Origin of the sequence: Pseudomonas abietaniphila, from assembly GCF_900100795.1 — a bacterium.
GTDB lineage: Bacteria > Pseudomonadota > Gammaproteobacteria > Pseudomonadales > Pseudomonadaceae > Aquipseudomonas > Aquipseudomonas abietaniphila.
On record NZ_FNCO01000011.1, the window covers coordinates 222116 to 246889 of the forward strand.

The window sequence follows — 24774 nt, forward strand, 5'->3', positions numbered from 1 at the left end:
GCATGAACAGCACGCTTATCCAGACAGACCGTTTCGCCCTGAGCGAATCCGAGCGCTCGGCCATCGAGCACGAAATGCATCACTACGAGGACCCGCGCGCGGCGTCCATCGAAGCCCTGAAAATTGTCCAGAAAGAACGCGGCTGGGTGCCGGACGGCGCCATCTACGCGATCGGCGAAGTGCTGGGCATCCCTGCCAGCGACGTTGAAGGCGTGGCCACGTTCTACAGCCAGATCTTCCGTCAACCGGTCGGCCGTCACATCATCCGTGTCTGCAACAGCATGGTCTGCTTCATCGCCGGTCACGAAGACATCGTCGGCGAGATTCAGAGCACGCTGGGCATCGGCCTGGGTCAGACCACGGCCGACGGCCGCTTCACGCTGCTGCCGGCCTGCTGCCTGGGCAACTGCGACAAGGCACCGGCGGTCATGATCGACGACGATACTTTCGGCAATCTGCAGCCGACGGGCGTTGCCCAGCTGCTGGAGGGTTACGTATGACCATCACTTCCTTCGGTCCGGCCAACCTGATCACCCGTACGCCGGAAACCCATCCGCTGACCTGGCGTCTTCGCGACGACGGCGAGCCGGTGTGGTTGGACGAGTACGTGGCCAAAGACGGCTATGCCGCTGCCCGTAAGGCCTTCGCCCAGCAAACGCCTGACGAAATCGTTCAGTCGGTCAAGGACTCCGGCCTCAAGGGTCGTGGCGGCGCGGGCTTCCCCACGGGCGTGAAGTGGGGCCTGATGCCCAAAGACGAATCCCTCGACATCCGCTACCTGCTGTGCAACGCGGACGAGATGGAACCGAACACCTGGAAAGACCGCATGCTGATGGAGCAACTGCCCCATCTGCTGGTGGAAGGCATGCTGATCAGTGCTCGCGCGCTGAAGGCCTACCGCGGCTACATCTTCCTGCGTGGCGAGTACGTTACTGCGGCCAAGCACCTGAACCGCGCCGTGGCTGAAGCCAAGGCCGCGGGTCTGTTGGGCAAGAACATCCTGGGCACCGGCTTCGACTTCGAGCTGTTCGTGCACACCGGCGCCGGGCGTTACATCTGCGGTGAAGAAACCGCACTGATCAACTCCCTGGAAGGCCGTCGCGCCAACCCGCGCTCCAAGCCGCCCTTCCCTGCCGCCGTTGGCGTGTGGGGCAAACCGACCTGCGTGAACAACGTCGAAACCCTGTGCAACGTCCCGGCGATCGTCAACAACGGCAACGACTGGTACAAGTCGCTCGCCCGCGAAGGCAGTGAAGACCACGGCACCAAGCTGATGGGCTTCTCCGGCAAGGTGAAGAACCCGGGTATCTGGGAACTGCCTTTCGGCCTGCCGGCCCGTGAGCTGTTTGAAGACTACGCGGGCGGCATGCGCGACGGCTTCAAGCTCAAGTGCTGGCAGCCAGGCGGTGCCGGTACCGGTTTCCTGCTGCCCGAACACCTCGACTGCGCGTTCTACGCGGGCGGCGTGGCCAAGGTCGGCACCCGGATGGGTACCGGTCTGGCGATGGCCGTCGACGACAAGGTCAACATGGTGTCGCTGCTGCGCAACATGGAAGAGTTCTTCGCCCAGGAGTCGTGCGGTTTCTGCACACCTTGCCGCGACGGCTTGCCGTGGAGCGTGAAGATGCTGCGAGCGCTCGAGAACGGCCAGGGTCAACCCGGCGATATCGAGACGCTGCTGGGGTTGGTCAACTTCCTCGGCCCAGGCAAGACCTTCTGCGCCCACGCACCGGGCGCCGTGGAACCTCTGGGCAGCGCGATCAAATACTTCCGTCCGGAATTCGAGGCAGGCATCGCACCGGCAGCACGTGCGACAGCGGGCCTGGTTCCTGGCAAAGCGCCCACGATAGTCGGCGCATAACAAGACTGACCGGGCAGTGATTCAAAAGACCACTGCCCTTTGCTCCGATTGCGCCTGACGGCTGTTTGAACCGGAGCAGCACCGAGATTCCATTAGCCACGCCCGCTGACACCGGGCCAACGAAGACCTTTGAACCATGGCTACTATCCACGTAGACGGCAAAGCGCTCGAAGTCGATGGCGCAGACAACCTGTTACAGGCCTGTCTGTCGCTGGGGCTCGACATCCCTTATTTCTGCTGGCATCCAGCACTTGGCAGTGTTGGCGCCTGTCGCCAGTGCGCCGTCAAGCAGTACACCGACGAGAACGACACCCGTGGTCGTATCGTCATGTCCTGCATGACGCCCGCCACTGACAACACCTGGATTTCCATCGACGACGAAGAGTCCAAGGCGTTCCGCGCCAGCGTCGTCGAATGGCTGATGACCAACCACCCCCACGACTGCCCGGTCTGTGAGGAAGGCGGTCACTGCCATTTGCAGGACATGACGGTGATGACCGGCCACAACGAGCGCCGTTACCGCTTCACCAAACGCACCCACCAGAACCAGGAACTGGGGCCGTTCATCGCTCACGAGATGAACCGCTGCATCGCCTGCTATCGCTGTGTGCGCTTCTATAAAGACTACGCCGGCGGCACCGACCTCGGTGTGTTCGGTGCCCACGACAACGTGTACTTCGGTCGCGTCGAAGACGGCACGCTGGAAAGCGAGTTCTCCGGCAACCTCACCGAGGTCTGCCCGACCGGTGTGTTTACCGACAAGACTCACTCCGAGCGTTACAACCGCAAGTGGGACATGCAGTTCTCGCCGAGCATCTGTCACGGCTGCTCCAGCGGCTGCAACATCAGCCCGGGCGAACGTTATGGCGAAATTCGCCGTATCGAGAACCGCTACAACGGTTCGGTGAACCAGTACTTCCTGTGCGACCGTGGCCGTTTCGGTTATGGCTACGTCAACCGCACCGACCGTCCACGTCAGCCACTGCTGGCCGAAGGCAACGTCAAGCTGAGCCTGGACGCTGCACTGGACAAGGCCGCCGACATGCTGCGCGGTCGCAACATCGTCGGTATCGGTTCGCCACGTGCCAGCCTTGAAAGCAACTTCGCCTTGCGCGAACTGGTCGGTGCCGAGCACTTCTATTCGGGTATCGAAGCCGGTGAGCTTGCGCGTCTGCGTCTGGTCGCACAGGTCCTGAAGGACAGCCCGCTGCCGATTCCGACCCTGCGTGAAGTCGAAGAGCACGACGCGGTGTTCATCCTCGGCGAAGACGTCACGCAGACCGCTGCGCGCATGGCGCTGTGCCTGCGTCAGTTGGTGAAGAACAAAGCCGAAGACATGGCCGCTGCGATGAAAGTCCAGCCTTGGCTCGACGCTGCGGTGAAAAACATCGGTCAGCACGAGATGAACCCGCTGTTCATCGCCAGTCTGGCCGAAACCCGCCTGGACGATATCGCCGAAGAGTGCGTACACGCCGCTCCCGACGATCTGGCCCGCATCGGTTTCGCCGTGGCACACGCCATCGACCCAAGCGCGCCGGCCGTCACCGGCCTGGACAGCGAAGCACTGGAACTGGCCCAACGCATCGCCGATGCACTGCTGGCCGCCAAGCGTCCACTGATCGTCTCCGGCGCCTCGCTGGGTTCCAGCGCGCTGATCGAAGCCGCTGCGAACATCGCCAAAGCCCTGAAACTGCGCGAGAAGAATGGCTCCCTGAGCCTGATCGTTCCGGAAGCCAACAGCATGGGTCTGACCCTGTTCGGTGGTGATTCGGTCGATGACGCGCTGCAAACGGTGATCTCGGGCAAGGCCGACGCCATCGTCGTGCTGGAAAACGACCTGTTCACCCGCGTCGATGCGGCGACCGTCGAGGCCGCACTGAAGGCCGCGAAAGTGGTGATCGTTGCTGACCACCAGAAGACCGCGACCACCGACCGCGCGCACCTCGTGCTGCCGGCCGCCAGCTTCGCTGAAGGCGACGGCACGCTGGTCAGCCAGGAAGGCCGCGCCCAGCGCTTCTTCCAGGTCTACGATCCGACCTACCTGGACGCCAGCATCCAGATCCACGAAGGCTGGCGCTGGCTGCATGCCCTGCGCGCCACCCTGCTGAACAAGCCGGTGGACTGGACCCAACTGGATCACGTCACCGAAGCCTGTGCCGCGAGCAACGCGCAACTGGCCGGCATTGTCGGTGCAGCGCCTTCCGCCGCGTTCCGTATCAAAGGCCTGAAACTGGCTCGCGAACCGTTGCGTTACAGCGGTCGGACCGCCATGCGCGCCAACATCAGCGTGCATGAGCCACGCACCTCGCAGGACAAGGACACCGCGTTCTCGTTCTCGATGGAAGGTTACTCGGGCTCCGCCGAACCTCGCTCCCAGGTGCCATTCGCCTGGTCGCCGGGCTGGAACTCGCCACAAGCGTGGAACAAGTTCCAGGACGAAGTCGGTGGTCATCTGCGTGCGGGCGACCCGGGCGTGCGCCTGATCGAAAGCAGCGGCGACAAGTTGAGCTGGTTCTCCAGCGTGCCGCGTGCCTTCTCCCCTGCTCAAGGGACCTGGCAGGTCGTGCCGTTCTACCACCTGTTCGGCAGCGACGAGACCTCGTCCAAAGCCGCGCCGGTTCAAGAGCGTATTCCGGCGGCCTATGTCGCGCTGGCCAAGTCCGAAGCGGACCGCCTGGGCGTCAACGACGGTGCCATGCTCAGCCTCAACGTTGCCGGTCAGACCCTGCGTCTGCCACTGCGCATCAACGAAGAGCTGGGCGCCGGTCTGGTGGCATTGCCATCGGGTCTGGCGGGCATTCCTCCGGCGCTGGCCGGGAAAACCGTTGAAGGTCTGCAGGAGGCAGCACAATGACCACGTGGTTTACCCCTGAAGTGATCGACTCGATCATCGCCGTCGTGAAGGCCATCGTGGTGCTGCTCGCCGTGGTGGTTTGCGGCGCGCTGCTCAGCTTCGTCGAACGCCGTCTGCTGGGCTGGTGGCAGGACCGTTACGGTCCTAACCGCGTTGGCCCGTTCGGTATGTTCCAGATCGCCGCCGACATGCTGAAGATGTTCTTCAAGGAAGACTGGAATCCTCCCTTCGTCGACAAGATGATCTTCACCCTGGCGCCGGTCGTGGCCATGAGTGCGTTGCTGATCTCGTTCTCGATCATCCCGGTCACCCAGACCTGGGTCGTCGCAGACCTGAACATCGGCCTGCTGTTCTTCTTCGCCATGGCCGGTCTGTCGGTCTACGCGGTGCTGTTCGCCGGCTGGTCATCGAACAACAAGTACGCCCTGCTGGGCAGCTTGCGTGCTTCGGCACAGACCGTCTCGTACGAAGTGTTCCTGGGCCTGTCGCTGATGGGCATCATCGTTCAGGTCGGCTCGTTCAACATGGGCGACATCGTTCAGTACCAGGCCGATCACCTGTGGTTCATCATTCCGCAGTTCTTCGGCTTCTGTACCTTCTTCATCGCTGGCGTCGCCGTGACTCACCGTCACCCGTTCGACCAGCCGGAAGCGGAACAGGAACTGGCCGACGGTTACCACATTGAATACGCCGGCATGAAGTGGGGCATGTTCTTCGTCGGTGAGTACATCGGCATCATCCTGATCTCGGCACTGCTGGTGACCCTGTTCTTCGGTGGCTGGCACGGTCCGTTCAACATCCTGCCGCAACTGTCGTTCATGTGGTTCGTCCTGAAAACCGCGTTCTTCATCATGCTGTTCATCCTGCTTCGCGCTTCTATCCCGCGTCCGCGTTATGACCAGGTGATGGATTTCAGCTGGAAGTTCTGCCTGCCACTGACCCTGATCAATTTGCTAGTGACCGCTGCGGTCGTCTTGGCGGCTCAGTGAGGATTTGACCCATGTTCAAATATATTGGCGACATCGTTAAGGGTACGGGTACCCAGCTACGCAGCCTGATCATGGTCTTCGGCCATGGCTTCCGTAAGCGCGACACCCTGCAATATCCGGAAGAAGCGGTTTACCTGCCGCCTCGCTACCGCGGTCGTATCGTGCTGACGCGCGACCCCGACGGCGAAGAGCGCTGCGTGGCCTGCAACCTGTGCGCCGTGGCCTGCCCGGTCGGCTGCATCTCGCTGCAGAAAGCGGAGACCGAAGACGGTCGCTGGTACCCGGACTTCTTCCGCATCAACTTCTCGCGTTGCATCTTCTGCGGTCTCTGTGAAGAAGCCTGCCCGACCACCGCGATCCAGCTCACGCCGGATTTCGAAATGGCCGAGTTCAAACGTCAGGATCTGGTGTACGAGAAGGAAGATCTGCTGATCTCCGGTCCCGGCAAGAACCCTGACTACAACTTCTACCGCGTTGCAGGTATGGCGATCGCCGGCAAGCCGAAAGGCTCTGCGCAGAACGAAGCCGAGCCCATCAACGTCAAGAGCTTGCTGCCTTAAGGAAGAAAGATGGAATTCGCTTTCTATTTCGCATCCGGCATCGCTGTTGTAGCCACCCTTCGGGTGATTACCAACACGAACCCGGTGCACGCCCTGCTCTACCTGATCATTTCGCTGATCGCCGTGGCCATGACCTTCTTCAGTCTCGGCGCTCCGTTTGCCGGTGCTCTGGAAGTGATCGCCTACGCTGGCGCCATCATGGTGCTGTTCGTGTTCGTGGTGATGATGCTGAACCTGGGCCCGGCCTCGGTTCAGCAAGAACGCGCCTGGCTCAAGCCCGGTATCTGGCTGGGCCCGATCCTGCTGGGTGGCCTGCTGCTGGCGGAGCTGCTGTACGTGCTGTTCGCCAACTCCACCGGCGCCGGTATCGGCCACACGACCGTGGACGCCAAGGCCGTGGGCATCAGCCTGTTCGGTCCGTACCTGCTGGTGGTCGAACTCGCCTCGATGCTGCTGCTCGCCGCAGCGGTGACGGCGTTCCATGTCGGCCGCAACGAGGCGAAGGAGTAATCCCATGCATGCACAAATCCCTCTGGAACACGGGCTGGCCGTCGCCGGCATCCTGTTCTGCCTCGGCCTGGCGGGCCTGTTGGTACGCCGCAACATTCTGTTCGTGTTGATGAGCCTGGAAGTGATGATGAACGCAGCCGCACTGGCTTTCGTCGTGGCGGGTAGCCGCTGGGCGCAGCCTGACGGCCAGATCATGTTCATCCTGGTGATCAGCCTTGCCGCAGCCGAGGCCAGCATTGGCCTGGCGATCCTGCTGCAACTGTATCGCCGCTTCCACACTCTCGATATCGACGCTGCCAGCGAGATGCGCGGATGAACCTACTCTTTCTGACTTTCGTATTCCCTCTGATCGGCTTCCTGCTGCTGTCGTTCTCACGCGGCAAATGGTCGGAAAACCTGTCGGCCCTGATCGGCGTCGGCTCCATTGGCCTGTCGGCCATTGTGGCCGCCTACGTGATCTTCCAGTTCAACGTCTCGCCGCCCGAAGGCGGTCACCTGACCATGGTGTTGTGGCGCTGGATGTCGGTTGACGGCTTCGACCCTAACTTCGCGCTGTATGTCGATGGCCTGTCCATCACCATGCTGGGCGTCGTGGTCGGCGTGGGCTTCCTGATCCACCTGTTCGCGTCCTGGTACATGCGCGGTGAAGACGGTTACTCGCGCTTCTTCGCCTACACCAACCTGTTCATTGCCAGCATGTTGTTCCTGATCCTGGGCGACAACCTGCTGTTCATCTACTTCGGTTGGGAAGGCGTGGGCCTGTGTTCGTACCTGTTGATCGGTTTCTATTACAGCAACCGCAACAACGGCAACGCGGCACTGAAAGCCTTCATCGTGACCCGCATCGGCGACGTGTTCATGGCCATCGGCCTGTTCATCCTGTTCCAGCAACTGGGCACGTTGAACATCCAGGAACTGCTGGTACGTGCACCGCAGCACTTCAAGGTCGGCGACTTCTGGATCGTGCTGGCCACCCTGATGCTGCTGGGCGGCGCTGTCGGTAAATCCGCGCAACTGCCGCTGCAGACCTGGCTGGCGGATGCGATGGCCGGTCCTACCCCGGTTTCCGCACTGATCCACGCGGCCACCATGGTAACCGCCGGTGTCTACCTGATCGCCCGTACACACGGCCTGTTCGCCCTGGCGCCGGACATCCTGCACCTGGTCGGCATCGTCGGCGGTGTGACCCTGGTGCTGGCAGGTTTTGCGGCACTGGTTCAGACCGACATCAAACGTATCCTCGCCTACTCGACCATGAGCCAGATCGGCTACATGTTCCTGGCGTTGGGTGTGGGTGCATGGGAAGGCGCGATCTTCCACCTGATGACCCACGCTTTCTTCAAGGCCCTGCTGTTCCTTGCATCCGGTGCGGTGATCGTGGCCTGCCACCACGAGCAGAACATCTTCAAGATGGGCGGCCTGTGGAAGAAACTGCCACTGGCCTACACCAGCTTCATCGTCGGCGGCGCTGCCCTGGCGGCATTGCCTCTGGTGACTGCAGGTTTCTACTCCAAGGACGAAATTCTTTGGGAAGCCTTCGCCAGTGGCCATCAGTACCTGCTGTATGCAGGTCTGGTCGGTGCCTTCATGACTTCGCTGTATACCTTCCGCCTGATCTTCATCGCCTTCCACGGCGAAGCGAAGACCGAAGCTCACGCTGGCCACGGGATCTCCCACTGGTTGCCGCTGAGCGTGCTGATCGTGCTGTCGACGTTCATCGGTGCCTGGATTCATCCGCCACTGGCGGGCGTGCTGCCGGAAAGCGCCGGTCATGCCGGTGGCGAAGCCAAGCACAGTCTGGAAATCGCCTCGGGCGCCATCGCCCTGGCCGGTATCCTGCTGGCCGCGGTGCTGTTCCTCGGCAAGCGTCGTCTGGTCACGGCCATCGCCAACAGCGGTCCGGGTCGATTCCTGTCCGCCTGGTGGTTCGCGGCATGGGGCTTCGACTGGGTGTATGACGTGTTGTTCGTCAAACCTTACCTGGCAATCAGCCGCATCCTGCGTGGCGACCCGCTCGACCACACGATTGGTGTGATCCCGCGTCTGGTCAAAGCCGGTAACGGCTTGATGACCCGTACTGAAACCGGTCAGCTGCGCTGGTACGCCGCTTCGATCGCCGCAGGTGCCGTACTGGTACTCGGCGCGATTGTGCTGGTCTGATGAGTCTATCTGACATGAACCTTGCGACTTACGAAAAGGAATTGAGCCCGTCATGATTCTGCCTTGGCTAATCCTGATCCCCTTTATCGGCGGCCTGTTGTGCTGGCAAGGTGAGCGCTTCGGCCCTACCCTGCCGCGCTGGATTGCGCTGGTTACGATGTCCCTCCTGACTGCCCTGGCGCTGTGGCTGTGGAGCACCGGTACGTACACCTACGCACCGGCTCCTGGCGTCGACCCCACCTGGGCGGTTGAATTCAAGGCCCAGTGGATCCAGCGCTTTGGCATCAGCGTCCATCTGGCGCTCGATGGCCTGTCGTTGCTGATGATCCTGCTGACCGGTCTGCTGGGTGTCCTCTCGGTCCTCTGCTCGTGGAAAGAAATCCAGCGTAACGTCGGCTTCTTCCACCTGAACCTGATGTGGATCCTGGGCGGTGTGGTGGGCGTGTTCCTCGCCATCGACCTGTTCATGTTCTTCTTCTTCTGGGAAATGATGCTGGTGCCGATGTTCTTCCTCATCGCGCTCTGGGGTCACAGCTCTGCAGACGGCAAGAAAACCCGTATCTACGCCGCGACCAAGTTCTTCATCTTCACTCAGGCCAGCGGCCTGATCATGCTGGTGGCGATCCTGGGCCTGGTGCTGGTGCACTTCAATCAGACCGGCGTCATCACGTTCAGCTACGCCGACCTGCTGAAGACCAAACTGTCCCACGGCACCGAGTACATCCTGATGCTGGGCTTCTTCATCGCCTTCGCGGTGAAGCTGCCGATCGTGCCGCTGCACTCCTGGTTGCCTGACGCGCACGCCCAGGCACCGACCGCAGGTTCTGTGGACCTGGCGGGTATCCTGCTGAAGACCGCCGCTTATGGTCTGCTGCGTTTTGCCCTGCCGCTGTTCCCGAACGCGTCGGCAGAGTTCGCACCGATCGCGATGATCCTCGGCCTGATCGGGATCTTCTACGGTGCCTTCCTGGCCTTTGCCCAGACCGACATCAAGCGTCTGATCGCGTTTTCCAGCGTGTCGCACATGGGCTTCGTGCTGATCGGTATCTACTCCGGCAGCCAGCAGGCGCTGCAAGGCGTCGTGGTTCAGATGCTGGCCCACGGTTTGTCGGCCGCTGCACTGTTTATCCTCAGCGGTCAGCTGTACGAGCGCCTGCACACCCGTGACATGCGCGAGATGGGCGGCCTGTGGAACAAGATCGCTTACCTGCCAGCCATCAGCCTGTTCTTCGCAGCCGCCTCCTTGGGTCTGCCGGGCACCGGTAACTTCGTTGGCGAGTTCCTGATCCTGATCGGCACCTTCGTGAGCGCACCGTGGATCACCGCCATCGCCACTTCCGGCCTGGTGTTCGGTTCGGTCTACTCGCTGATCATGATCCACCGCGCCTACTTCGGCCCTGCAAAGACCGAAGAGATTCTCAAAGGCATGGATGGACGGGAATTGATCATGGTGCTGGGCCTGGCCGTGTTGCTGGTCCTGCTGGGTATCTACCCGCAGCCGGTTCTCGACACTTCCTCGGCGACCATGCATGGCGTGCAGCAATGGCTCGGCACCGCCTTCACTCAACTCGCTTCGGCCCGGTAAGAGCGCTATGGACCTGACGATTCAACACTTTATTGCGCTGGCGCCGCTGCTGATTACCAGCATCACCGTTGTGGTGGTGATGCTGGGCATCGCATGGCGTCGCAATCACTCGCAATCGTTCCTGCTGACCGTGGCAGGACTCAACCTGGCCCTGCTGTCGATTTACCCGGCCCTCAAGGTCGCGCCGCTGGTGGTTACGCCTCTGCTGCAGATCGACAGCTTTGCCCTGCTGTATATCGGCATCATTCTGGTCTCCACTCTGGCGTGCGTCACCCTGGCTCACGCCTACCTGGGTGAAGGCAAGGCCGGTTACCCGGGCAACCGTGAAGAGCTTTACCTGCTGATCCTGATGGCCGCTGCCGGCGGCATGGTGCTGGTCGCCTCGCAACACCTGGCGAGCCTGTTCATCGGTCTGGAACTGCTGTCGGTGCCGGTCTACGGTCTGGTGGCTTATGCCTTCTTCAACAAGCGTTCGCTGGAAGCCGGTATCAAGTACATGGTGCTTTCGGCGGCAGGGTCTGCGTTCCTGCTGTTCGGTATGGCGCTGCTGTACGCCGAAGCGGGCAGCCTGGGCTTCAGCGAAATCGGCAAGGCCATCGCGGCCACCGGTATGCCAAGCCCGATCGCCAGCCTGGGTCTGGGCATGATGTTGATCGGTCTGGGCTTCAAGCTGTCGCTGGTGCCGTTCCACCTGTGGACGCCGGACGTGTACGAAGGCGCCCCTGCCCCGGTGGCGGCGTTCCTGGCCACCGCCAGCAAGGTCGCGGTGTTCGGTGTGCTGGTGCGTCTGTTCCAGATCTCTCCGGCGGCCAGCAGCGGTGTGCTGACGGACGTGATGTCGGTCATTGCGGTGGCGTCGATCCTGATCGGTAACCTGTTGGCGCTGACTCAGAACAACCTCAAGCGTCTGCTGGGCTATTCGTCCATCGCTCACTTCGGTTACCTGATGATCGCGATGGTCGCCAGCAAAGGTCTGGCGGTTGAAGCGATCAGCGTGTACCTGGTGACTTACGTGCTGACCAGCCTGGGCGCGTTCGGTGTGATCACCTTGATGTCGTCGCCGTACAGCGGTCGCGACGCCGATGCGATGTTCGAATACCGTGGTCTGTTCTGGCGTCGTCCGTACCTGACGGCCGTGCTGACGGTGATGATGCTGTCGCTGGCGGGTATTCCGTTGACGACGGGCTTTATCGGTAAGTTCTACATCATTGCAACCGGTGTCGAGGCTCACTTGTGGTGGCTGACCGGTTCGCTGGTGATCGGCAGTGCGATTGGTGTGTTCTATTACCTGCGGGTGATGGTGACGCTGTATCTGCAGGACTCGAAGATTCAGCGCCACGATGCGCCGTTCAATTGGGCGCAGCGTGCCGGTGGTGTGATGTTGTTGGGGATTACGCTGTTGGCGTTCTTCCTGGGTGTTTACCCGCAGCCGTTGTTGTCTCTGGTGCAGCACGCCGGGCTTTGAGGGTTCGGTGAGGTAGAAGAAACCCTGCTCTTGAGCAGGGTTTTTTTATGGCTGGAATCCGGATGATCTGGGTTTAGGGTGACACTGGGTTTATTGGCGGATCCGTTGTTGATGGTGGTGCTGACGGGTTCTGGCTAACGCCAGACCTGTTTCGCCTTCGGCGAGTTACTTTTTCAAGAGCCAAAAAGTAACCAAAAGGCCCTGCTCCTGGCTTGGCCCTCCTGCGTCGGGTCCCTTCACTCCGGCGACGCTCCGTGGGCACGCTGCCATCGGCCATCCATGGCCGGGGGCAGCTCTCGCGGCATCCATGCCGCTCGGCCCACTCCGCGCCGCCTGCGTTCAGCCTACACCCAAGTCGCGTTTTGTGGTGTCTGGACTTTCGCGGTGAAAGATCAAGATCAAGATCAAGATCAAGATCAAGATCAAGATCAAGATCAAGATCGGAATCGCTGACGCGCTTCGCTATCTCATGACCGATAACAAGTCCTTGTGGGAGACGTCGGAGGTTACGACGGCAGCGAATGCGGTAGGTCATTCACCCTGAATACCTCTCCCCCACCACCGACTGTCTTGATCGTTCCCACGCTCTGCGTGGGCACGCATGTCCTGACGCTCTGCGTCGACTCTCCATGGGGTAGAGACGCTATCGAGCGTTGCCAATCGTCTGTATGCCGTGGCCCTGCCCTCACCTTCTCACGTCGTCGGCCGATAGTCTGGAGGTAGCCGTGGACGTCTCTTCTAAAAAATCCAGCCACGCACTTTTTTGTTTCTGCCTTCCAACACTTATAAAACCAGCGGAATATTTCATGAACATCAAACAGAAGCTGACGTGGGCGTTTGCGGCCATCGCGTGTCTCCCGGTTATTGTGGTGGCGGTGCTTGTCGTGTTTAACGTGCGGGAAGGGGCCAAGGCCGACTTCGTGGACAGCAGTGGGCGCGAGATTCGTCAGATCGATAACGGGATGAAGCAGTTTTTCGACGGTATCAGCCAGAACGTCGAGTACCTGGCGAAGGACCCCCGCGTGGTTGCTGGCAAGGATTTGAAGAACTACTCAGGGGCCGATGCGGCTCAGATTCCGCTGACTGAAAACAACCGTGCATTCCTCGAGATGTTCGAGGCCTTCGCCAAAAGCCATCCGAGCACCGCGTATCTCTCTCTTGGCCTGACGGATGGCGGCTACGCGAGCTGGCCGGACGACGCCAAGCTCTCCCAGTATGATCCGCGCCAGCGTCCGTGGTATCAGGCAGCGATCGCTTCGCCAGGTGCCACTGTTCGCACAGGCGCCTACTATTGGGCCCCGGATGACATCTCGTTGATCGGCACCGTGCACACCGTCAGCGACGCAGCGGGCAAGCTGGTGGGTGTTGTCGGTCTGGACGTCTCGCTCAAGCAGCTGACCGAGCTGGTCAAGAACATCAAGCTGGGCAACAGCGGTTACCTCATGCTGGTCGAAGCCAACGGCAACGTGCTCGTGGACCCCAGCAACGCGCAGCATAACTTCAAACCGATGGCCAGCCTGGGCGCCAACTACGCCGAGCTGGCGCAACGTGGCGACGGCCCCGCTCAGGTCGAGATCGACGGTAAGGTCTACATGGCCAACGTGATCAGCTCCAAAGGGTTGGGCTGGCGTTTCATCGGTCTGATCGAGCGCGACGAAGTGATGGCCAAGGCCTCTAACCTGACCTGGTTGATCGCCGCCATTGCCGCCGCACTCGCGGTGATCTTCGCCGTGGTCGGCGCCAGCTTCGCCGGCTTGATCGTGCGGCCGATTCGTGGCGTTGCCGACGGTCTGCAGGAGATTGCCGAAGGCGAAGGCGATCTCACGCGTCAGCTCAAGGTGCAGGGCAAGGACGAAACCGCCACGCTGGCGGGCTGGTTCAACCAGTTCCTCGGAATGATTTCGCAGTTGGTGCAACGGATCAGCAGTGCCTCTACCGATCTGCAAGCAGCGGCTGCCGACACCCATCAGGTCGCCAGAAACATGGACGAAGTCGCCGGTCGCCAACGTGAGGCGGTGGAGCTGGTCAGCACCGCCTTCAACGAGATGGTCGCCACCGCTAACGAAGTCGCGCGCTCCTGCAGCGAGGCGGCGTCCAGCGCCGATTCGGGTTATCGCGACGTGTCCGACGGCCAGCAGCACATCAGCGAAGCCACGGGCAGCGTGATGAAACTGAGCAAGGAACTGCAGCAATCGACGGAAACCATGCAGTTGCTGGAGCAGGACAGCAAGAACATCAACAGCATCCTCGACACCATTCGCTCCATCGCCGAACAGACCAACCTGCTGGCGCTCAACGCCGCCATCGAAGCGGCGCGTGCCGGTGATCAAGGCCGCGGATTCGCGGTGGTGGCCGATGAAGTACGAGCACTGGCCCGACGCACCGCCGACTCGACAGGCGAAATTGACAGCCTGCTTGGCAACCTCGGACGGCGTACCCAAGAGGTGACGCTGCAGATGCAGGGAAGCTTGCAGGTCTCGCAAAACAGCGTCGAGTGCATCCAGCAGGCTCGGGACAGCTTCGACAAGATCCGCACGTCCGTCGATTCCATCCGCGATCAGAACACTCAGATCGCCACGGCCGCGGAAGAGCAGCATCAAGTGGCGGAAGAGATCAACCGGCATATCGCGCAGATTCATGCCGATGCTCAGTTGGTGGAAGAATTCGCGCACTCGGCACAGTCCGGTTCAGGGCGCCTGACGGACATCTCCGGTCAACTCAAAGGCCTGGTGGGACGCTTCAAGTTCTGACCTCATTCAGCACTATGGCCACGGACGGCCTGTAGCCGACACAGAGAAAAGGCTCACAACCGGAGCCCTTTCGACGAGCGGGATCAGCGTTTCCGCCCTTGGGGCGAGGCGTGTGAAATAGACCTGTGCCACAACACGTTACTCACGCCCGAACGCTCCGCCGCCTCCACCATTGACGGGTAACTGCCCTGCCACGTGCCCACGATATTCCCCAACTCCGCGCCCGAATGAAGCAGCGCGTAATAGACCGCATCGTGCCCACACAATTGATCTTCCTGGCATTCCAGAACGCGTTGATTGCCTAAAAAACGATAACAAATCGTGAAGCCCATGAAGCACCTCCACAGACACTTTCCCAGTGCGCAGGCCGATCATAATCCTCGCCCTCAACGACCGCTGTGGCGAGCCGCTCATATTTAGTGACTTTCCGGGCCACGGGAGTGAGGCCAGAGATACAACGTTTGAATCCATTCGCTGCCTCGTCATGTTGCGGCTGACGTTCTGGTTCAAAAGGGCGACGCAGAGCGTCCAGAGCGGCGTTACCACGCGGAGCGTGGGAACCATCATCGGCCATCCATGGCCGGGGCAGCTCTCGCGGTATCCATGCCGCTCGGCCCACTGCGCGCCACCTGCGTTAAGCCTGCACCCAAGTCGCGTTTGTGTCGTCCAACGGTTCTACGTAATGACGATCAAAAGTAACGGTAGAAACAAAAATATCAGGCTGACGCAGACCCTGTAGGAGCGTGGCTTGTCCCGCGATCTGCCGGGAACCGGCAGCAAGAACTGTGTATGCGGGGCGTCAGGCAGAACCGAGTCGCCTGATTCTGCTACCGCTGCGCAGTAGATCGCGGGACAAGCCACGCTCCTACAGGATTCGCGTAATTCGATGCTTTTGATTTTGCTCTTCTAGCGCGATAGTCCGAACGCCACAAAACGCGACTTGGGTGCAGGCCGAACGCAGGCGGCGGGCCCACGGAGCGTCGCCGGAGTGAGCAACGACGACGAAGGAGTGGCCAAACCAGGACAAGCCCCTTGGTAACTTGGGGATGGTCCGGCATTCCGGTTTTGAAGTAACCCGCCGAAGGCGGAACAGCTCGGCCGTTAGGCCGAACCCAACATCAGCGCCACCCGAGCACACGGATTGGCAACCAAAACCGAGCGCCGCTAATCCGAAAAACCGATAAACCGATAAACCGATAAGAAGCCAAAGGCATCACCCCGGCAACCGCACCGTCTTCTTCGCACCGGTAAACAACCCCCATGTCGACATGAACAACGCCGCAATCATCGGCCCGATCACAAACCCGTTCAGCCCGAAGACCGCCATCCCGCCCAGCGTGGAAATCAGAATCAGATAATCCGGCATCCGCGTATCCTTACCCACCAGAATCGGCCGCAACACGTTATCGACCAGCCCGATCACAAACACCCCGAACAGCCCCAGCACCACACCCTGCCAGATCATCCCGCTGAGCAGGAAATACGCCGCCACCGGCGCCCAGACAATCCCCGCCCCCACCGCTGGCAACAGCGACAGAAACGCCATCGCCACCGCCCACAGCAACGCACTGGGAATGTCCAGCACCCAGAAAATCAGCCCCCCCAGCGCACCTTGCGTCAGCGCCACGACGATGTTGCCCTTCACCGTCGCGCGCACCACACGGGTGAACTTCAGTTGCAGACGGCGCTTCTGCGGCTCAGCCAGCGGAATCGCAATGCGGATTCGGCGGGTCAGGTCCTGGCCATCGCGCAGGAAGAAGAACAACAGGTACAGCATGATGAAGAAGCTCACCACAAAATCGAACGTGCCCTGGCCGAAACTGAATGCCTGGGTCGCCAGGTACTGACTGCCCTGCATCGCCGCCTTGGAAATCTTGTCCTGCAGTCCCTTGAAGTCGCCCATGCCCAAACGATCCAGCCAATGCTGCATCGACGTCGGCAACAACGCCTTGAACTCCGCCAGGTATTTGGGAATATCCAGCTGGCCGCTTTCGACGTTTTTGTAAAGCGCCGCCCCCTCTTGAACCATCAGCATGCTGATGACGATCACCGGCAGAATCGCGATCACCAGACACACCATCAGGGTGCACAGGGATGTCAGGTTGCGTTGCCAGCCGAAGCGCGCCAGCAGGCGGCGCTGGAGCGGCGCAAAGATGATCCCCAGAATCACCGCCCAGAACACTGCGCCGTAAAACGGCAGCAGAATCCAGATGAAGGCGATGGTCACCAACACCAGAAGTAACATCAGGGTTTTGTTTTGCAGCGAGGTTTCGTTCATGTTCCTTCCATGTCATTGAGCCGCGCTGAGCGCACGGCCTAATGCTTAGTCCGCCAATCGTCACAGGAGTGCCGCCTGTAACGCTGACGAGACAAGGGTTGGAAGCCTATAAGCGAGTTTCATGACGGGCCGTTGCGACCCGCCAGGATGAGCATTAGCGCCCGCGTCAGATGCGGAACTGGCCGACCAGTTGACCGAGACGCTGATTGAGTTCGGTCAGGTTGCGCGAGGTGTTGGCACTGTGACGGGTTTCGTCGGCCACGCTCTCCACCGCCACCGCAATCTGATGAACGCTGCGGTTGATCTCTTCAGCGACAGCAGTCTGCTCTTCCGCCGCGCTTGCGATCTGCGCGTTCATCGAGTTGATGGTGCCGATCAACTGGCCAATGGTGTCCAGCGACGCACCGGCTTCATTGGCCCGCGCCGACGTGCCATCCCCTGCCTCACTGGAGCGACGCATCGCCGCGACCGCGCCCTGTGTGCCCTGTTGCAGGCGATCAATCATGCCTTGAATTTCCTGGGTGCTCTGCTGAGTGCGGCTGGCCAGCGCGCGCACCTCATCGGCCACCACGGCAAACCCGCGTCCCGCCTCGCCGGCGCGTGCGGCTTCAATGGCTGCGTTGAGCGCCAGCAGGTTGGTCTGTTCGGCGATGGAGCGGATCACACCCAGCACACCGACAATCGACGTCACGTCGTTCTGCAGGCTGTCCAGCGAGGTCCCGCTGTGCCGAATGTCGTTTACCAAGGCGTGAATCTGTTGAATGCTGCCATCAACCACCCGCTTGGCGGCCTGGCCTTCTTCGTCAGTTTGCTGCGCCGCCACCGATGCGCCTTGGGCGCTTTTGGCGACTTCCTGCGCAGCGGCCGACATCTGGTTGATCGCCGTCGCGACCTGATCCGTCTCGTGGCGCTGACGCTCCATGGCCTGCTCGGAGCGCTGCGCCTGGTGCGTGACTTCACCCACGAGGCCCGTGAGCTGACCGGTCATCTCGGCGATCTGCCGCACGAGACCGTGAATCTTGTCGACAAAACGGTTGAACGAGCCCGCCAATTCGCCGAGTTCGTCTTGGGACGTCACCGTCAGGCGCCGGGTCAGGTCGCCCTCCCCTGCGGCAATGTCATCCAGGTTGGCCTTCATCTGGCGCAGGGGTCGCAAGAGGCCCCCCGCCATCCAGACACCGACCACAGTAATGATCACCAGCACCAGCAGTGCGATGCCAATGATGCTGACCAGCATGTTCTGCATGCGCTCGGCGACCACTTTCTGTACCTCGGCGACCTTGGCGTCGATGTTGTCCAGATTGACCGAGGAGCCCACGGCCATGTCCCATTTGGGTAGGTATTCGGAGTAACCGAGTTTGGGGACCAGTGCATTGGAGCCAGGAAGCGGCGAGGAGTATTCAAGGTAATGGGTGCCGGCTTTCGCAACCTCGACAAGACCTGCATTGACGTAGACGCCATTCGGGTCCCGGGTGTCCTTGAAGCTCTTGCCGATGCCGTCAGGACTGCTGCCCTTGAACAGGCGTACGGCCTGGGAGTCGTAACCGAAGAAATAGCCGTCTTTGGCGTACTGGACCTGCGAGAGCATCTTGATGACTTGCGCGCGGGCTTCCATGTCGCCCGGTGCCGACGCGTCGTACAAGGGCTTGATGGTGCCGATGGCCACCGCGACGTAGCTTTGCAGCGTCGCCTTGGCCTCGGCGAGCAGGTGTTGGCGGGTTTCTTCCACTTCACGCTTCGCTTGGTCGCGCAGCATGACCACTGTGCTGACGCTGACTATCAGCGCAAACAGCAAGACCGGAAGCACCGCAAGAGACAGAACTCTGGCTTTCAGATTCAGGCGCATAGATACCGTGACCCTTTATTTTTGTGTGCGTTACGCCGTTGGGCTCCTAGAGGGTTAACGGCCCCGCACAACAAAAGTTGAGGTCAAGGTGCAATCAGTCCGCCATGGGCTGTACCGTTCGCTCAGGCAGGTCGATGCGCACCTGAAGCCCGCCCAACGGGCTGTCCAGCAATTGAATGCGTCCGCCCCAAGACTCGACGATGTCCTTGACGATCCCGAGCCCGAGACCGTGCCCCGTGACCTGCTCGTCCAGACGATTGCCACGGCCCAGTACGTCTTCGCGCTGAACCGCCGGAATGCCGGGACCGTCGTCGTCGATCAACAGGCAATGGCCACCCGACGCCTGCGTGATGCACAAGCAAATGCTGCTGTCGGCCCATTTGCAGGCGTTGTCCATCACGTTACCCAGCAATTCGAGGATGTCCTCCCGGTCCCACGGCAGAACCAGCCCGGGCGCGACATGATTGTTGAGCTCCAGGTGCTCGCCGTGGATCATGCGCAGGGTGGAAAACAGGCCCGGCAGTTCAATGTCGCAATCGAATCGCATACCGGGCAAGGCATCGCCGGAGAGCCGCGCGCGATTAAGCTCTCGCTCCAGACGTTGCTGGATCTGCTGCAACTGATCGCGCAACGTATCCCGCACGTGTGGGTTCTGCTCCAGCTTTCCGCTTTCGGCGAGGCTCAACAAAACGGCCATGGGCGTTTTCAGCGCATGCCCGAGGTTGCCCAGCGCATTGCGCGAGCGCTTGAGGCTGTCCTCAGTGTGCGCCAGCAGGTGGTTGATCTGCGCGACCAGTGGCTCCAGCTCAAGCGGGACGGCCTCGTCGAGCTGAGAACGCTGGCCTTGTTGCAGTTGGGAAATCTGTTCGCGCGCGGTGTCCAGCGGACGCAGCGCCCGGCGCACGGTCACACGCTGCAAGGCAAGGATCAGCAACAGCGCCGCTAGCCCAAGCCCCAGGCCAATGCGCTGAACCAGAACGAAGCTGGCCTGAACCGGTGTGTAGTCCTGCGCGACGGTGATCGAGATTTTCTGGCCGAACTTGCGGTATTCAGAGTGCAGCAACAGCAACGACTGCCGGGTCTTTTCCAGCTCAAGGTCGGCATGCAGCCCCGCCTGCTCGGGCTGTGGCAACTCAAGGTCCCACAGGGATCGCGAGCGCCAGTGCCCGTCGTCGAAGTCGATGCGGAAGTAATGACCGGAGTATGGCCGTTGATAACCGGGTGACAAGCGGTGCTCATCCAGTTGAAGACCATTGGGTCCCCGGACAATCGCCACCAGCAGCAATTCGCTGTCATTGCGCAGCCCGGATTCCAGATAGCGCTGCAGGCCGACCTCGAACAGCCAGAGGCTGATCTGTGCCAGCACCAGCCCGACGATCAGCAGCACGCTGATCAGGCCAAGACTCAAACGTCGCTGGATCGACCTCACCCGCCGCTACCGCCAAACCGGTAACCCTGGCCGCGTCGGGTCTCGACGACGGCACGGCCCAACTTGCGACGCAGGTGGTTGACGTGAACTTCGATCACATTCGAATCACGCTCGTTTTCACCGTCGTACAGATGTTCGGCCAGATGGCTTTTGGAAAGGATTTGCTCGGGGTGCAGCATGAAATAACGCAACAATCGAAATTCGGCAGCGGTGAGCTGAATCTCTTCGCCGTCGCGACTGACGCATTGGCGCCCTTCGTCCAGATGCAACCCGGCGGCTTCCAGCGTCGGTTGATTGGCCAGGCCACGGGCACGGCGCAACAACGCCTGAATGCGCAACTGCAGCTCTTCAGGGTGGAAAGGTTTGGTGAGGTAATCATCGGCACCGGCCTTGAGGCCTTCGATCCGCTCGGCCCAGGAACCCCGTGCGGTCAGAATCAGCACCGGCGTCGACAGGCCGTCTGCGCGCCATTTCTGCAGGACCTCAAGGCCTGGAACCCCGGGCAGTCCCAAGTCGAGCACGATCAGGTCGTAAGGCTCGCTCGCGCCTTGATGGATAGCGTCCCGGCCATCGGTCAGCCAGTCGACGGCGTACCCCTGACGGCTCAGGCCGCTGATCAATTCATCCGCCAAGGGAACGCTGTCTTCAACCAGTAGCAAACGCATCAATCGTCTTCCTTGTCTTGCAACAGGCGGCGGTCCCGGGCGTCGAACTTCAATTCGCGGACCACGTGGTCAGCGGTCAGCAGTTCGATTTCGTAAACCAGCACGTCATGTTTCTCTTCGAGCTCCGCTTCCAGGAGCTTTGAGCCGGGGTATCGCCCCAGTGCCTGTTCGATGAATTGCTCAAGCGGCAGGATCACACCCTGCTGACGCAACTTGAGCACTTCATCCTGATCCAGGTCGCGCGCCGTACTGACCGTACAGGCCATGACGGCACCGACCGTGAGTAAACAGTAAACGAAACACTGACCCGGACGTTTACCGGCAAAGCGACGTTTACCCGCGTTCATCAGGTGTCCTGATGGTCTTTGAGGACCTGGCCGCTGACCGCATCAAGTTCGACATCCCACTCGACGCCCTTGGCATCGCGCAGTTCGACTTGATAGACATATTTGCCATATTCCTGTTCCAGCTCGGTATCGGTGACGGTGGCGTTCGGGTGTTTGGCGAGCGCCGCAGCGTTGAGTTTTTCGAAAGACTGAATAGTACCTGCATCGCGCAGTTTGAGCGCCTCATCAGGGCCCAGATCCTTGGCCTGAGCGTAACCGGCGGTGACAGCGAGGGCGGTGGCGGCGAAAACAGCAGTCAGAATGTTCATCAGTGAATCTCCGTGGTAGTCGTCATGTTTACGGAATCCACGATAACCAACCGAACTTAATTGAAGCTGAATTTTCTGGCTACATGCCATCACCGGCCAGACTTCCCGATTGCCTGACAGCGGATATACTTCGCGCCTGTCCACCCTTGGAGTGCCCATGAGCGCCGTCCACATCAAATCCCCAACGCTGACGATCAAGGCCGGTCGACGGGCCATGGTGCGCATTCGCGAGCAGGGTCTGAAACCCGCTGACGTCGGGATCATTCCCGGTGCGGCAGGTGGGCCGAAAGCGCTGGGCATTCAAGGGCTGGATCTGGCGTTGTTTGGCGAGTGGCTGCCGCGCTTCGCGCGTGAACGTTCGCTGATTGGCGCATCGATTGGCTCCTGGCGATTTGCGAGTGCGTGCCTGCCTGATCCGGTGCAAGGCCTGGAACGGCTGGGCAGGCTGTACAACGAGCAGAGTTTTGCCAAGGGCGTGACCATGGCGCAGGTCACGCAAAGTTGCGTGAAAATGCTCGACGACCTGCTGCAGGGGCACGATGCCAGCGTGCTGAGCAATCCGCATTACCGCCTGAACATCATGATCGTCAAAAGCCACGGGCTGCTGGCGATGGACCATCGCGGCAGCCTGGGGCTCGGCCTCGGTTCAGTGATCGCCAACAACCTGATAGGGCGCGCGCGGCTGTCCCGGCATTTCGAACGCTTGATCATGCACGACGCCCGCTTGGCCCCTCCGCTGTCGACGCTGACGGATTTCCCCTCCCGAAGCCTGCACCTCGATGAGTCCAACTTGCGTCAGGCCTTGCTGGCCTCAGGCTCCATTCCGATGGTCATGCAAGGGGTGATGGACATCCCCGGCGTCGGCCCTGGCACGTTCCGCGACGGCGGACTGCTCGATTACCATCTGGACCTGCCTTACAGCGGCAGCGATATCGTGCTGTATCCGCACTTCACCGACAAAATCATTCCGGGCTGGTTCGACAAGACCCTGCCCTGGCGCCGAGGAGATCTGGGCCGGCTGCAGGACGTCGTGCTGTTGGCACCGTCTCGTGAATACCTGGCGACCCTGCCGTTCGGCAAGCTGCCGGACCGCAGCGATTTCAAACGTTTCGTCGGCAAGGACAAGGAGCGCCAGGCGTACTGGCGGACTGCGATGGAAAACAGCCGACGCCTGGGGGATGAGTTCGTTGAGCTGGTAGACACGGGGAAACTGGCGGATCGGCTGGAAGTCCTGGTGTGATACATCGGGTTAAACAGGACAGGTTTAACCGAGCGGTCAGGTTCTGCCTGTTCCTTGCTAAAGCATTGCTGGTAAACTCGCCACCTGCATTTTTTCGCTCAGGCGATCGCCACCTTTCAAGGCTCTCAATACTGTGGAAATCTTCAAGGAATTTACGTTCGAATCGGCTCACCGTCTTCCTCACGTCCCGGAAGGCCACAAGTGCGGCCGTCTGCACGGTCACTCCTTCCGTGTAGCGATTTATCTGCAGGGCGAACCTGATCCGCACACCGGCTGGATTCGTGACTTTTCCGAGATCAAGACGATTTTCAAGCCGCTGTATGAGCGTCTGGACCATAACTACCTGAACGATATTCCCGGCCTGGAAAACCCGACCAGCGAAGTGTTGGTCAAGTGGATCTGGAATGAGTTGAAACCGTTGTTGCCTGAGTTGTCGGCGATCCGGATTCACGAGACGTGCACCAGCGGGTGTGTTTATCGCGGAGACTGATGCGGCGGTTGTTCGGAAAACCACCTTCGGGTGGTTTTTTTGTGGGCGTTCGAGGCTGTCTCGGCATGAGAAGCAGATCAAAAGCGGAGCGCGCGTTGCGGTATTTGGGCCCAGACACGTGTCACTGGTCTGGCACAAAACCTGCGGGAGTCACCAAGCTGACTCCCACAGCAGAGCGGTTACCGATCACTCTGTGGATGATCGATCATCAAGCATCAACCGGACGCAGCCGTCAGAACCGATACGCCACGGCGAGGTTGGACACGACCGTTCTGCTGGACTGAGAACCCGCATCGCCGCCGTAGTAATCACGCTCACCCGTTACTGAATTCTTGACCAGAACACTGCCCTTCGCTTCAGCGTAAACCTGATAATCAATTCCGGCCTTCAACGACAGTTTCGGGTTGACGTCATAGGACACCGCCAACGCCAGGCTTTGCATCCGGCCGCGATTGCCCTGGTTGCCGACGAAGGTCAGGTCACGTAGGTGATGCTGATCGTGATCCCGCGCCTTCACCCACTGGCTGTACTTGAAGCGGCTCTCAACCGTCCAGTCACGGTAGTGGTAGACACCGACCAGACCGGCATAGGGCGTCTCGTAGGACTGCTGATAGGTGATGCCCTTCAGACCCGCGGGGATGTCCCCGACTTCATCGCGATGCCCTGCCTCCGACGAATAGACATAGCGACCGCCACGGGCCTGCCACCCCAACTCGTTGCGCTGATAACCCAGCATCACGCCAAGGGCCAGATCATCACGCTTCAGCGCCCAGGCGGTCGCCGCGACTTCGGCCTGCCAGGCCTTCTGCACGCGGGTGTCAGGGTGATCCGAAAAGTCCGTCCAGCTTTCGCCCTCATCTCCCAGCCAGTCGTAGTCCTGCATGTGGCCATCGCCCTTGGCCACTTTGGTCCAACCTTTCGCCTCAAGGGAAAGCCAGTCCAGCGGATGGTAGGTCAGGCCCAGATGCAAGGTCGGCACCTGCTTGAGGTCCCAATTCAGCTGACTGACTTTCTGGCCATCGTAGGTGTCATACACCTTCTCCTGCGCCTGCCCGTTCAGCAGTCCCAAACCAAGGCTCAATTCGACGCCACCCACCTGAAACCGCTGTTCATCCGTCGTGTGTGCGTGCGCGATCGCGTGTTGCCCAACCGTCACAAGGCCCAGCAGCGCCAGCGTTTTCCGTACCTTCATCGACCATCCGCTCCTTTTATTCGAGGGTGCGCCGGGCGGCAACGCACCACCACGGCAAGCGGCGAAAGGATGAACATCAAGGAAGGACATTTCTGCCAGCCCGATCCCAGGCAAGCGTGTGAAAGCTAAACGCTTTGAAAGGGATGTTTCCTACAGGAAGTAATGGGATCTGGCGTGTGACGGCGACGCAAGCGCTACCGCCCACGATGCACACCTACAAAAAAGGGCCGCCCGTTCACACGGGC

General features: G+C 60.7%; 21 protein-coding genes and 2 pseudogenes. 14 read left to right on the top strand and 9 right to left on the bottom strand.

Annotation, left to right across the window (positions count from 1 at the left end):
• Positions 1-2: 2 nt before the first annotated feature.
• From nuoE to BLS87_RS35315, 12 genes and pseudogenes are all read left to right on the top strand, one after another.
• On the top strand, positions 3-500 hold the full coding sequence (nuoE, locus tag BLS87_RS21325; protein ID WP_074755328.1) for an NADH-quinone oxidoreductase subunit NuoE: 498 nt from the start codon (positions 3-5) through the stop codon (positions 498-500).
• The gene (gene nuoF / locus BLS87_RS21330; RefSeq protein ID WP_074755330.1) at positions 497-1861 is read left to right on the top strand and encodes an NADH-quinone oxidoreductase subunit NuoF; all 1365 of its coding nucleotides are present in this window, start codon (positions 497-499) and stop codon (positions 1859-1861) included. Before nuoE ends, nuoF begins: the two co-directional genes overlap by 4 nt.
• Before the next feature lie 136 nt (positions 1862-1997).
• Complete coding sequence (gene nuoG, locus BLS87_RS21335) at positions 1998-4715, top strand: NADH-quinone oxidoreductase subunit NuoG (RefSeq protein ID WP_074755332.1); 2718 nt, start codon at positions 1998-2000, stop codon at positions 4713-4715.
• A complete protein-coding gene (gene nuoH / locus BLS87_RS21340; RefSeq protein ID WP_074755334.1) occupies positions 4712-5704 on the top strand; it encodes an NADH-quinone oxidoreductase subunit NuoH in 993 nt (330 codons plus the stop codon). The genes nuoG and nuoH overlap by 4 nt, the downstream gene beginning before the upstream one ends.
• An 11-nt stretch (positions 5705-5715) precedes the next feature.
• Positions 5716-6264, top strand: a complete 549-nt coding sequence (gene nuoI, locus BLS87_RS21345; RefSeq protein ID WP_042559871.1) for an NADH-quinone oxidoreductase subunit NuoI — start codon at positions 5716-5718, stop codon at positions 6262-6264.
• Positions 6265-6273: 9 nt separating this feature from the next.
• Positions 6274-6774: an NADH-quinone oxidoreductase subunit J gene (gene nuoJ, locus BLS87_RS21350; protein WP_062380728.1), complete on the top strand. Its 501-nt coding sequence runs from the start codon at positions 6274-6276 to the stop codon at positions 6772-6774.
• Between the two features lie 4 nt (positions 6775-6778).
• Positions 6779-7090, top strand: a complete 312-nt coding sequence (gene nuoK, locus BLS87_RS21355) for an NADH-quinone oxidoreductase subunit NuoK (protein ID WP_062380726.1) — start codon at positions 6779-6781, stop codon at positions 7088-7090.
• A complete protein-coding gene (gene nuoL / locus BLS87_RS21360; protein ID WP_074755336.1) occupies positions 7087-8934 on the top strand; it encodes an NADH-quinone oxidoreductase subunit L in 1848 nt (615 codons plus the stop codon). The genes nuoK and nuoL overlap by 4 nt, the downstream gene beginning before the upstream one ends.
• A 52-nt stretch (positions 8935-8986) precedes the next feature.
• Complete coding sequence (gene nuoM / locus BLS87_RS21365) at positions 8987-10519, top strand: NADH-quinone oxidoreductase subunit M (protein WP_074755338.1); 1533 nt, start codon at positions 8987-8989, stop codon at positions 10517-10519.
• A gap of 7 nt (positions 10520-10526) precedes the next feature.
• Entirely contained in the window at positions 10527-11984 is a 1458-nt protein-coding gene (gene nuoN, locus BLS87_RS21370) for an NADH-quinone oxidoreductase subunit NuoN (protein WP_074755340.1), read from the top strand.
• An 806-nt stretch (positions 11985-12790) separates the two neighbouring features.
• Positions 12791-13873: pseudogene (locus tag BLS87_RS35310) on the top strand (HAMP domain-containing protein); the annotation flags it as partial.
• Positions 13874-13966: 93 nt separating this feature from the next.
• Positions 13967-14734, top strand: a complete 768-nt coding sequence (locus BLS87_RS35315) for a methyl-accepting chemotaxis protein (protein WP_425262241.1) — start codon at positions 13967-13969, stop codon at positions 14732-14734.
• An 83-nt stretch (positions 14735-14817) separates the two neighbouring features.
• Here BLS87_RS35315 and BLS87_RS21380 read toward each other — a convergent pair whose 3' ends face one another.
• The 8 genes and pseudogenes from BLS87_RS21380 to BLS87_RS21410 form a co-directional block, all read right to left on the bottom strand.
• Positions 14818-15066 (bottom strand): DUF6555 family protein, encoded by a 249-nt coding sequence (locus tag BLS87_RS21380; RefSeq protein ID WP_074755344.1) that lies wholly within the window; start codon positions 15064-15066, stop codon positions 14818-14820.
• Positions 15067-15947: 881 nt separating this feature from the next.
• Positions 15948-17012 (bottom strand): AI-2E family transporter, encoded by a 1065-nt coding sequence (locus tag BLS87_RS21385; protein WP_074755346.1) that lies wholly within the window; start codon positions 17010-17012, stop codon positions 15948-15950.
• Between the two features lie 166 nt (positions 17013-17178).
• Positions 17179-18000 carry a methyl-accepting chemotaxis protein gene (locus tag BLS87_RS35320; protein ID WP_425262242.1) on the bottom strand — a complete coding sequence of 274 codons (822 nt, stop codon included), beginning with the start codon at positions 17998-18000 and terminating at the stop codon, positions 17179-17181.
• Positions 18001-18036: 36 nt separating this feature from the next.
• Positions 18037-18858: pseudogene (locus BLS87_RS35325) on the bottom strand (cache domain-containing protein); the annotation flags it as partial.
• A gap of 94 nt (positions 18859-18952) precedes the next feature.
• Positions 18953-20287: a sensor histidine kinase gene (locus tag BLS87_RS21395; protein WP_074755350.1), complete on the bottom strand. Its 1335-nt coding sequence runs from the start codon at positions 20285-20287 to the stop codon at positions 18953-18955.
• Positions 20284-20952, bottom strand: a complete 669-nt coding sequence (locus BLS87_RS21400) for a response regulator transcription factor (RefSeq protein WP_074755352.1) — start codon at positions 20950-20952, stop codon at positions 20284-20286. Before BLS87_RS21400 ends, BLS87_RS21395 begins: the two co-directional genes overlap by 4 nt.
• Positions 20952-21218, bottom strand: a complete 267-nt coding sequence (locus BLS87_RS21405) for a PepSY domain-containing protein (RefSeq protein ID WP_074755413.1) — start codon at positions 21216-21218, stop codon at positions 20952-20954. The genes BLS87_RS21400 and BLS87_RS21405 overlap by 1 nt, the downstream gene beginning before the upstream one ends.
• Before the next feature lie 80 nt (positions 21219-21298).
• The gene (locus BLS87_RS21410) at positions 21299-21607 is read right to left on the bottom strand and encodes a PepSY domain-containing protein (RefSeq protein WP_074755354.1); all 309 of its coding nucleotides are present in this window, start codon (positions 21605-21607) and stop codon (positions 21299-21301) included.
• Between the two features lie 157 nt (positions 21608-21764).
• On the opposite strand from BLS87_RS21410, the gene BLS87_RS21415 reads away from it, so the two are divergent.
• Positions 21765-22847 (top strand): patatin-like phospholipase domain-containing protein, encoded by a 1083-nt coding sequence (locus BLS87_RS21415; RefSeq protein WP_074755356.1) that lies wholly within the window; start codon positions 21765-21767, stop codon positions 22845-22847.
• 133 nt (positions 22848-22980) lie between these two features.
• On the top strand, positions 22981-23337 hold the full coding sequence (gene queD / locus BLS87_RS21420) for a 6-carboxytetrahydropterin synthase QueD (protein ID WP_074755358.1): 357 nt from the start codon (positions 22981-22983) through the stop codon (positions 23335-23337).
• Between the two features lie 232 nt (positions 23338-23569).
• On the opposite strand, the gene BLS87_RS21425 is transcribed toward queD, so the two are convergent.
• On the bottom strand, positions 23570-24529 hold the full coding sequence (locus tag BLS87_RS21425) for an omptin family outer membrane protease (RefSeq protein WP_074755360.1): 960 nt from the start codon (positions 24527-24529) through the stop codon (positions 23570-23572).
• Positions 24530-24774 lie beyond the last annotated feature (245 nt).

Bases quoted from the DNA above. Each gene is read 5' to 3' on its own strand.
- nuoE (WP_074755328.1), top strand. From the start codon at position 3: ATGAACAGCACGCTTATCCAGACAGACCGTTTCGCCCTGAGCGAATCC.
- BLS87_RS21425 (WP_074755360.1), bottom strand. From the start codon at position 24,529: ATGAAGGTACGGAAAACGCTGGCGCTGCTGGGCCTTGTGACGGTTGGG.
- BLS87_RS21415 (WP_074755356.1), top strand. From the start codon at position 21,765: ATGAGCGCCGTCCACATCAAATCCCCAACGCTGACGATCAAGGCCGGT.
- BLS87_RS21410 (WP_074755354.1), bottom strand. From the start codon at position 21,607: ATGAACATTCTGACTGCTGTTTTCGCCGCCACCGCCCTCGCTGTCACC.
- nuoI (WP_042559871.1), top strand. From the start codon at position 5,716: ATGTTCAAATATATTGGCGACATCGTTAAGGGTACGGGTACCCAGCTA.
- BLS87_RS21405 (WP_074755413.1), bottom strand. From the start codon at position 21,218: ATGGCCTGTACGGTCAGTACGGCGCGCGACCTGGATCAGGATGAAGTG.
- nuoH (WP_074755334.1), top strand. From the start codon at position 4,712: ATGACCACGTGGTTTACCCCTGAAGTGATCGACTCGATCATCGCCGTC.
- BLS87_RS21380 (WP_074755344.1), bottom strand. From the start codon at position 15,066: ATGGGCTTCACGATTTGTTATCGTTTTTTAGGCAATCAACGCGTTCTG.
- BLS87_RS21385 (WP_074755346.1), bottom strand. From the start codon at position 17,012: ATGAACGAAACCTCGCTGCAAAACAAAACCCTGATGTTACTTCTGGTG.
- nuoL (WP_074755336.1), top strand. From the start codon at position 7,087: ATGAACCTACTCTTTCTGACTTTCGTATTCCCTCTGATCGGCTTCCTG.
- nuoN (WP_074755340.1), top strand. From the start codon at position 10,527: ATGGACCTGACGATTCAACACTTTATTGCGCTGGCGCCGCTGCTGATT.
- BLS87_RS35315 (WP_425262241.1), top strand. From the start codon at position 13,967: ATGGACGAAGTCGCCGGTCGCCAACGTGAGGCGGTGGAGCTGGTCAGC.
- nuoF (WP_074755330.1), top strand. From the start codon at position 497: ATGACCATCACTTCCTTCGGTCCGGCCAACCTGATCACCCGTACGCCG.
- BLS87_RS35320 (WP_425262242.1), bottom strand. From the start codon at position 18,000: ATGACCGGTCAGCTCACGGGCCTCGTGGGTGAAGTCACGCACCAGGCG.
- nuoK (WP_062380726.1), top strand. From the start codon at position 6,779: ATGCATGCACAAATCCCTCTGGAACACGGGCTGGCCGTCGCCGGCATC.
- nuoG (WP_074755332.1), top strand. From the start codon at position 1,998: ATGGCTACTATCCACGTAGACGGCAAAGCGCTCGAAGTCGATGGCGCA.
- nuoJ (WP_062380728.1), top strand. From the start codon at position 6,274: ATGGAATTCGCTTTCTATTTCGCATCCGGCATCGCTGTTGTAGCCACC.
- nuoM (WP_074755338.1), top strand. From the start codon at position 8,987: ATGATTCTGCCTTGGCTAATCCTGATCCCCTTTATCGGCGGCCTGTTG.
- BLS87_RS21400 (WP_074755352.1), bottom strand. From the start codon at position 20,952: ATGCGTTTGCTACTGGTTGAAGACAGCGTTCCCTTGGCGGATGAATTG.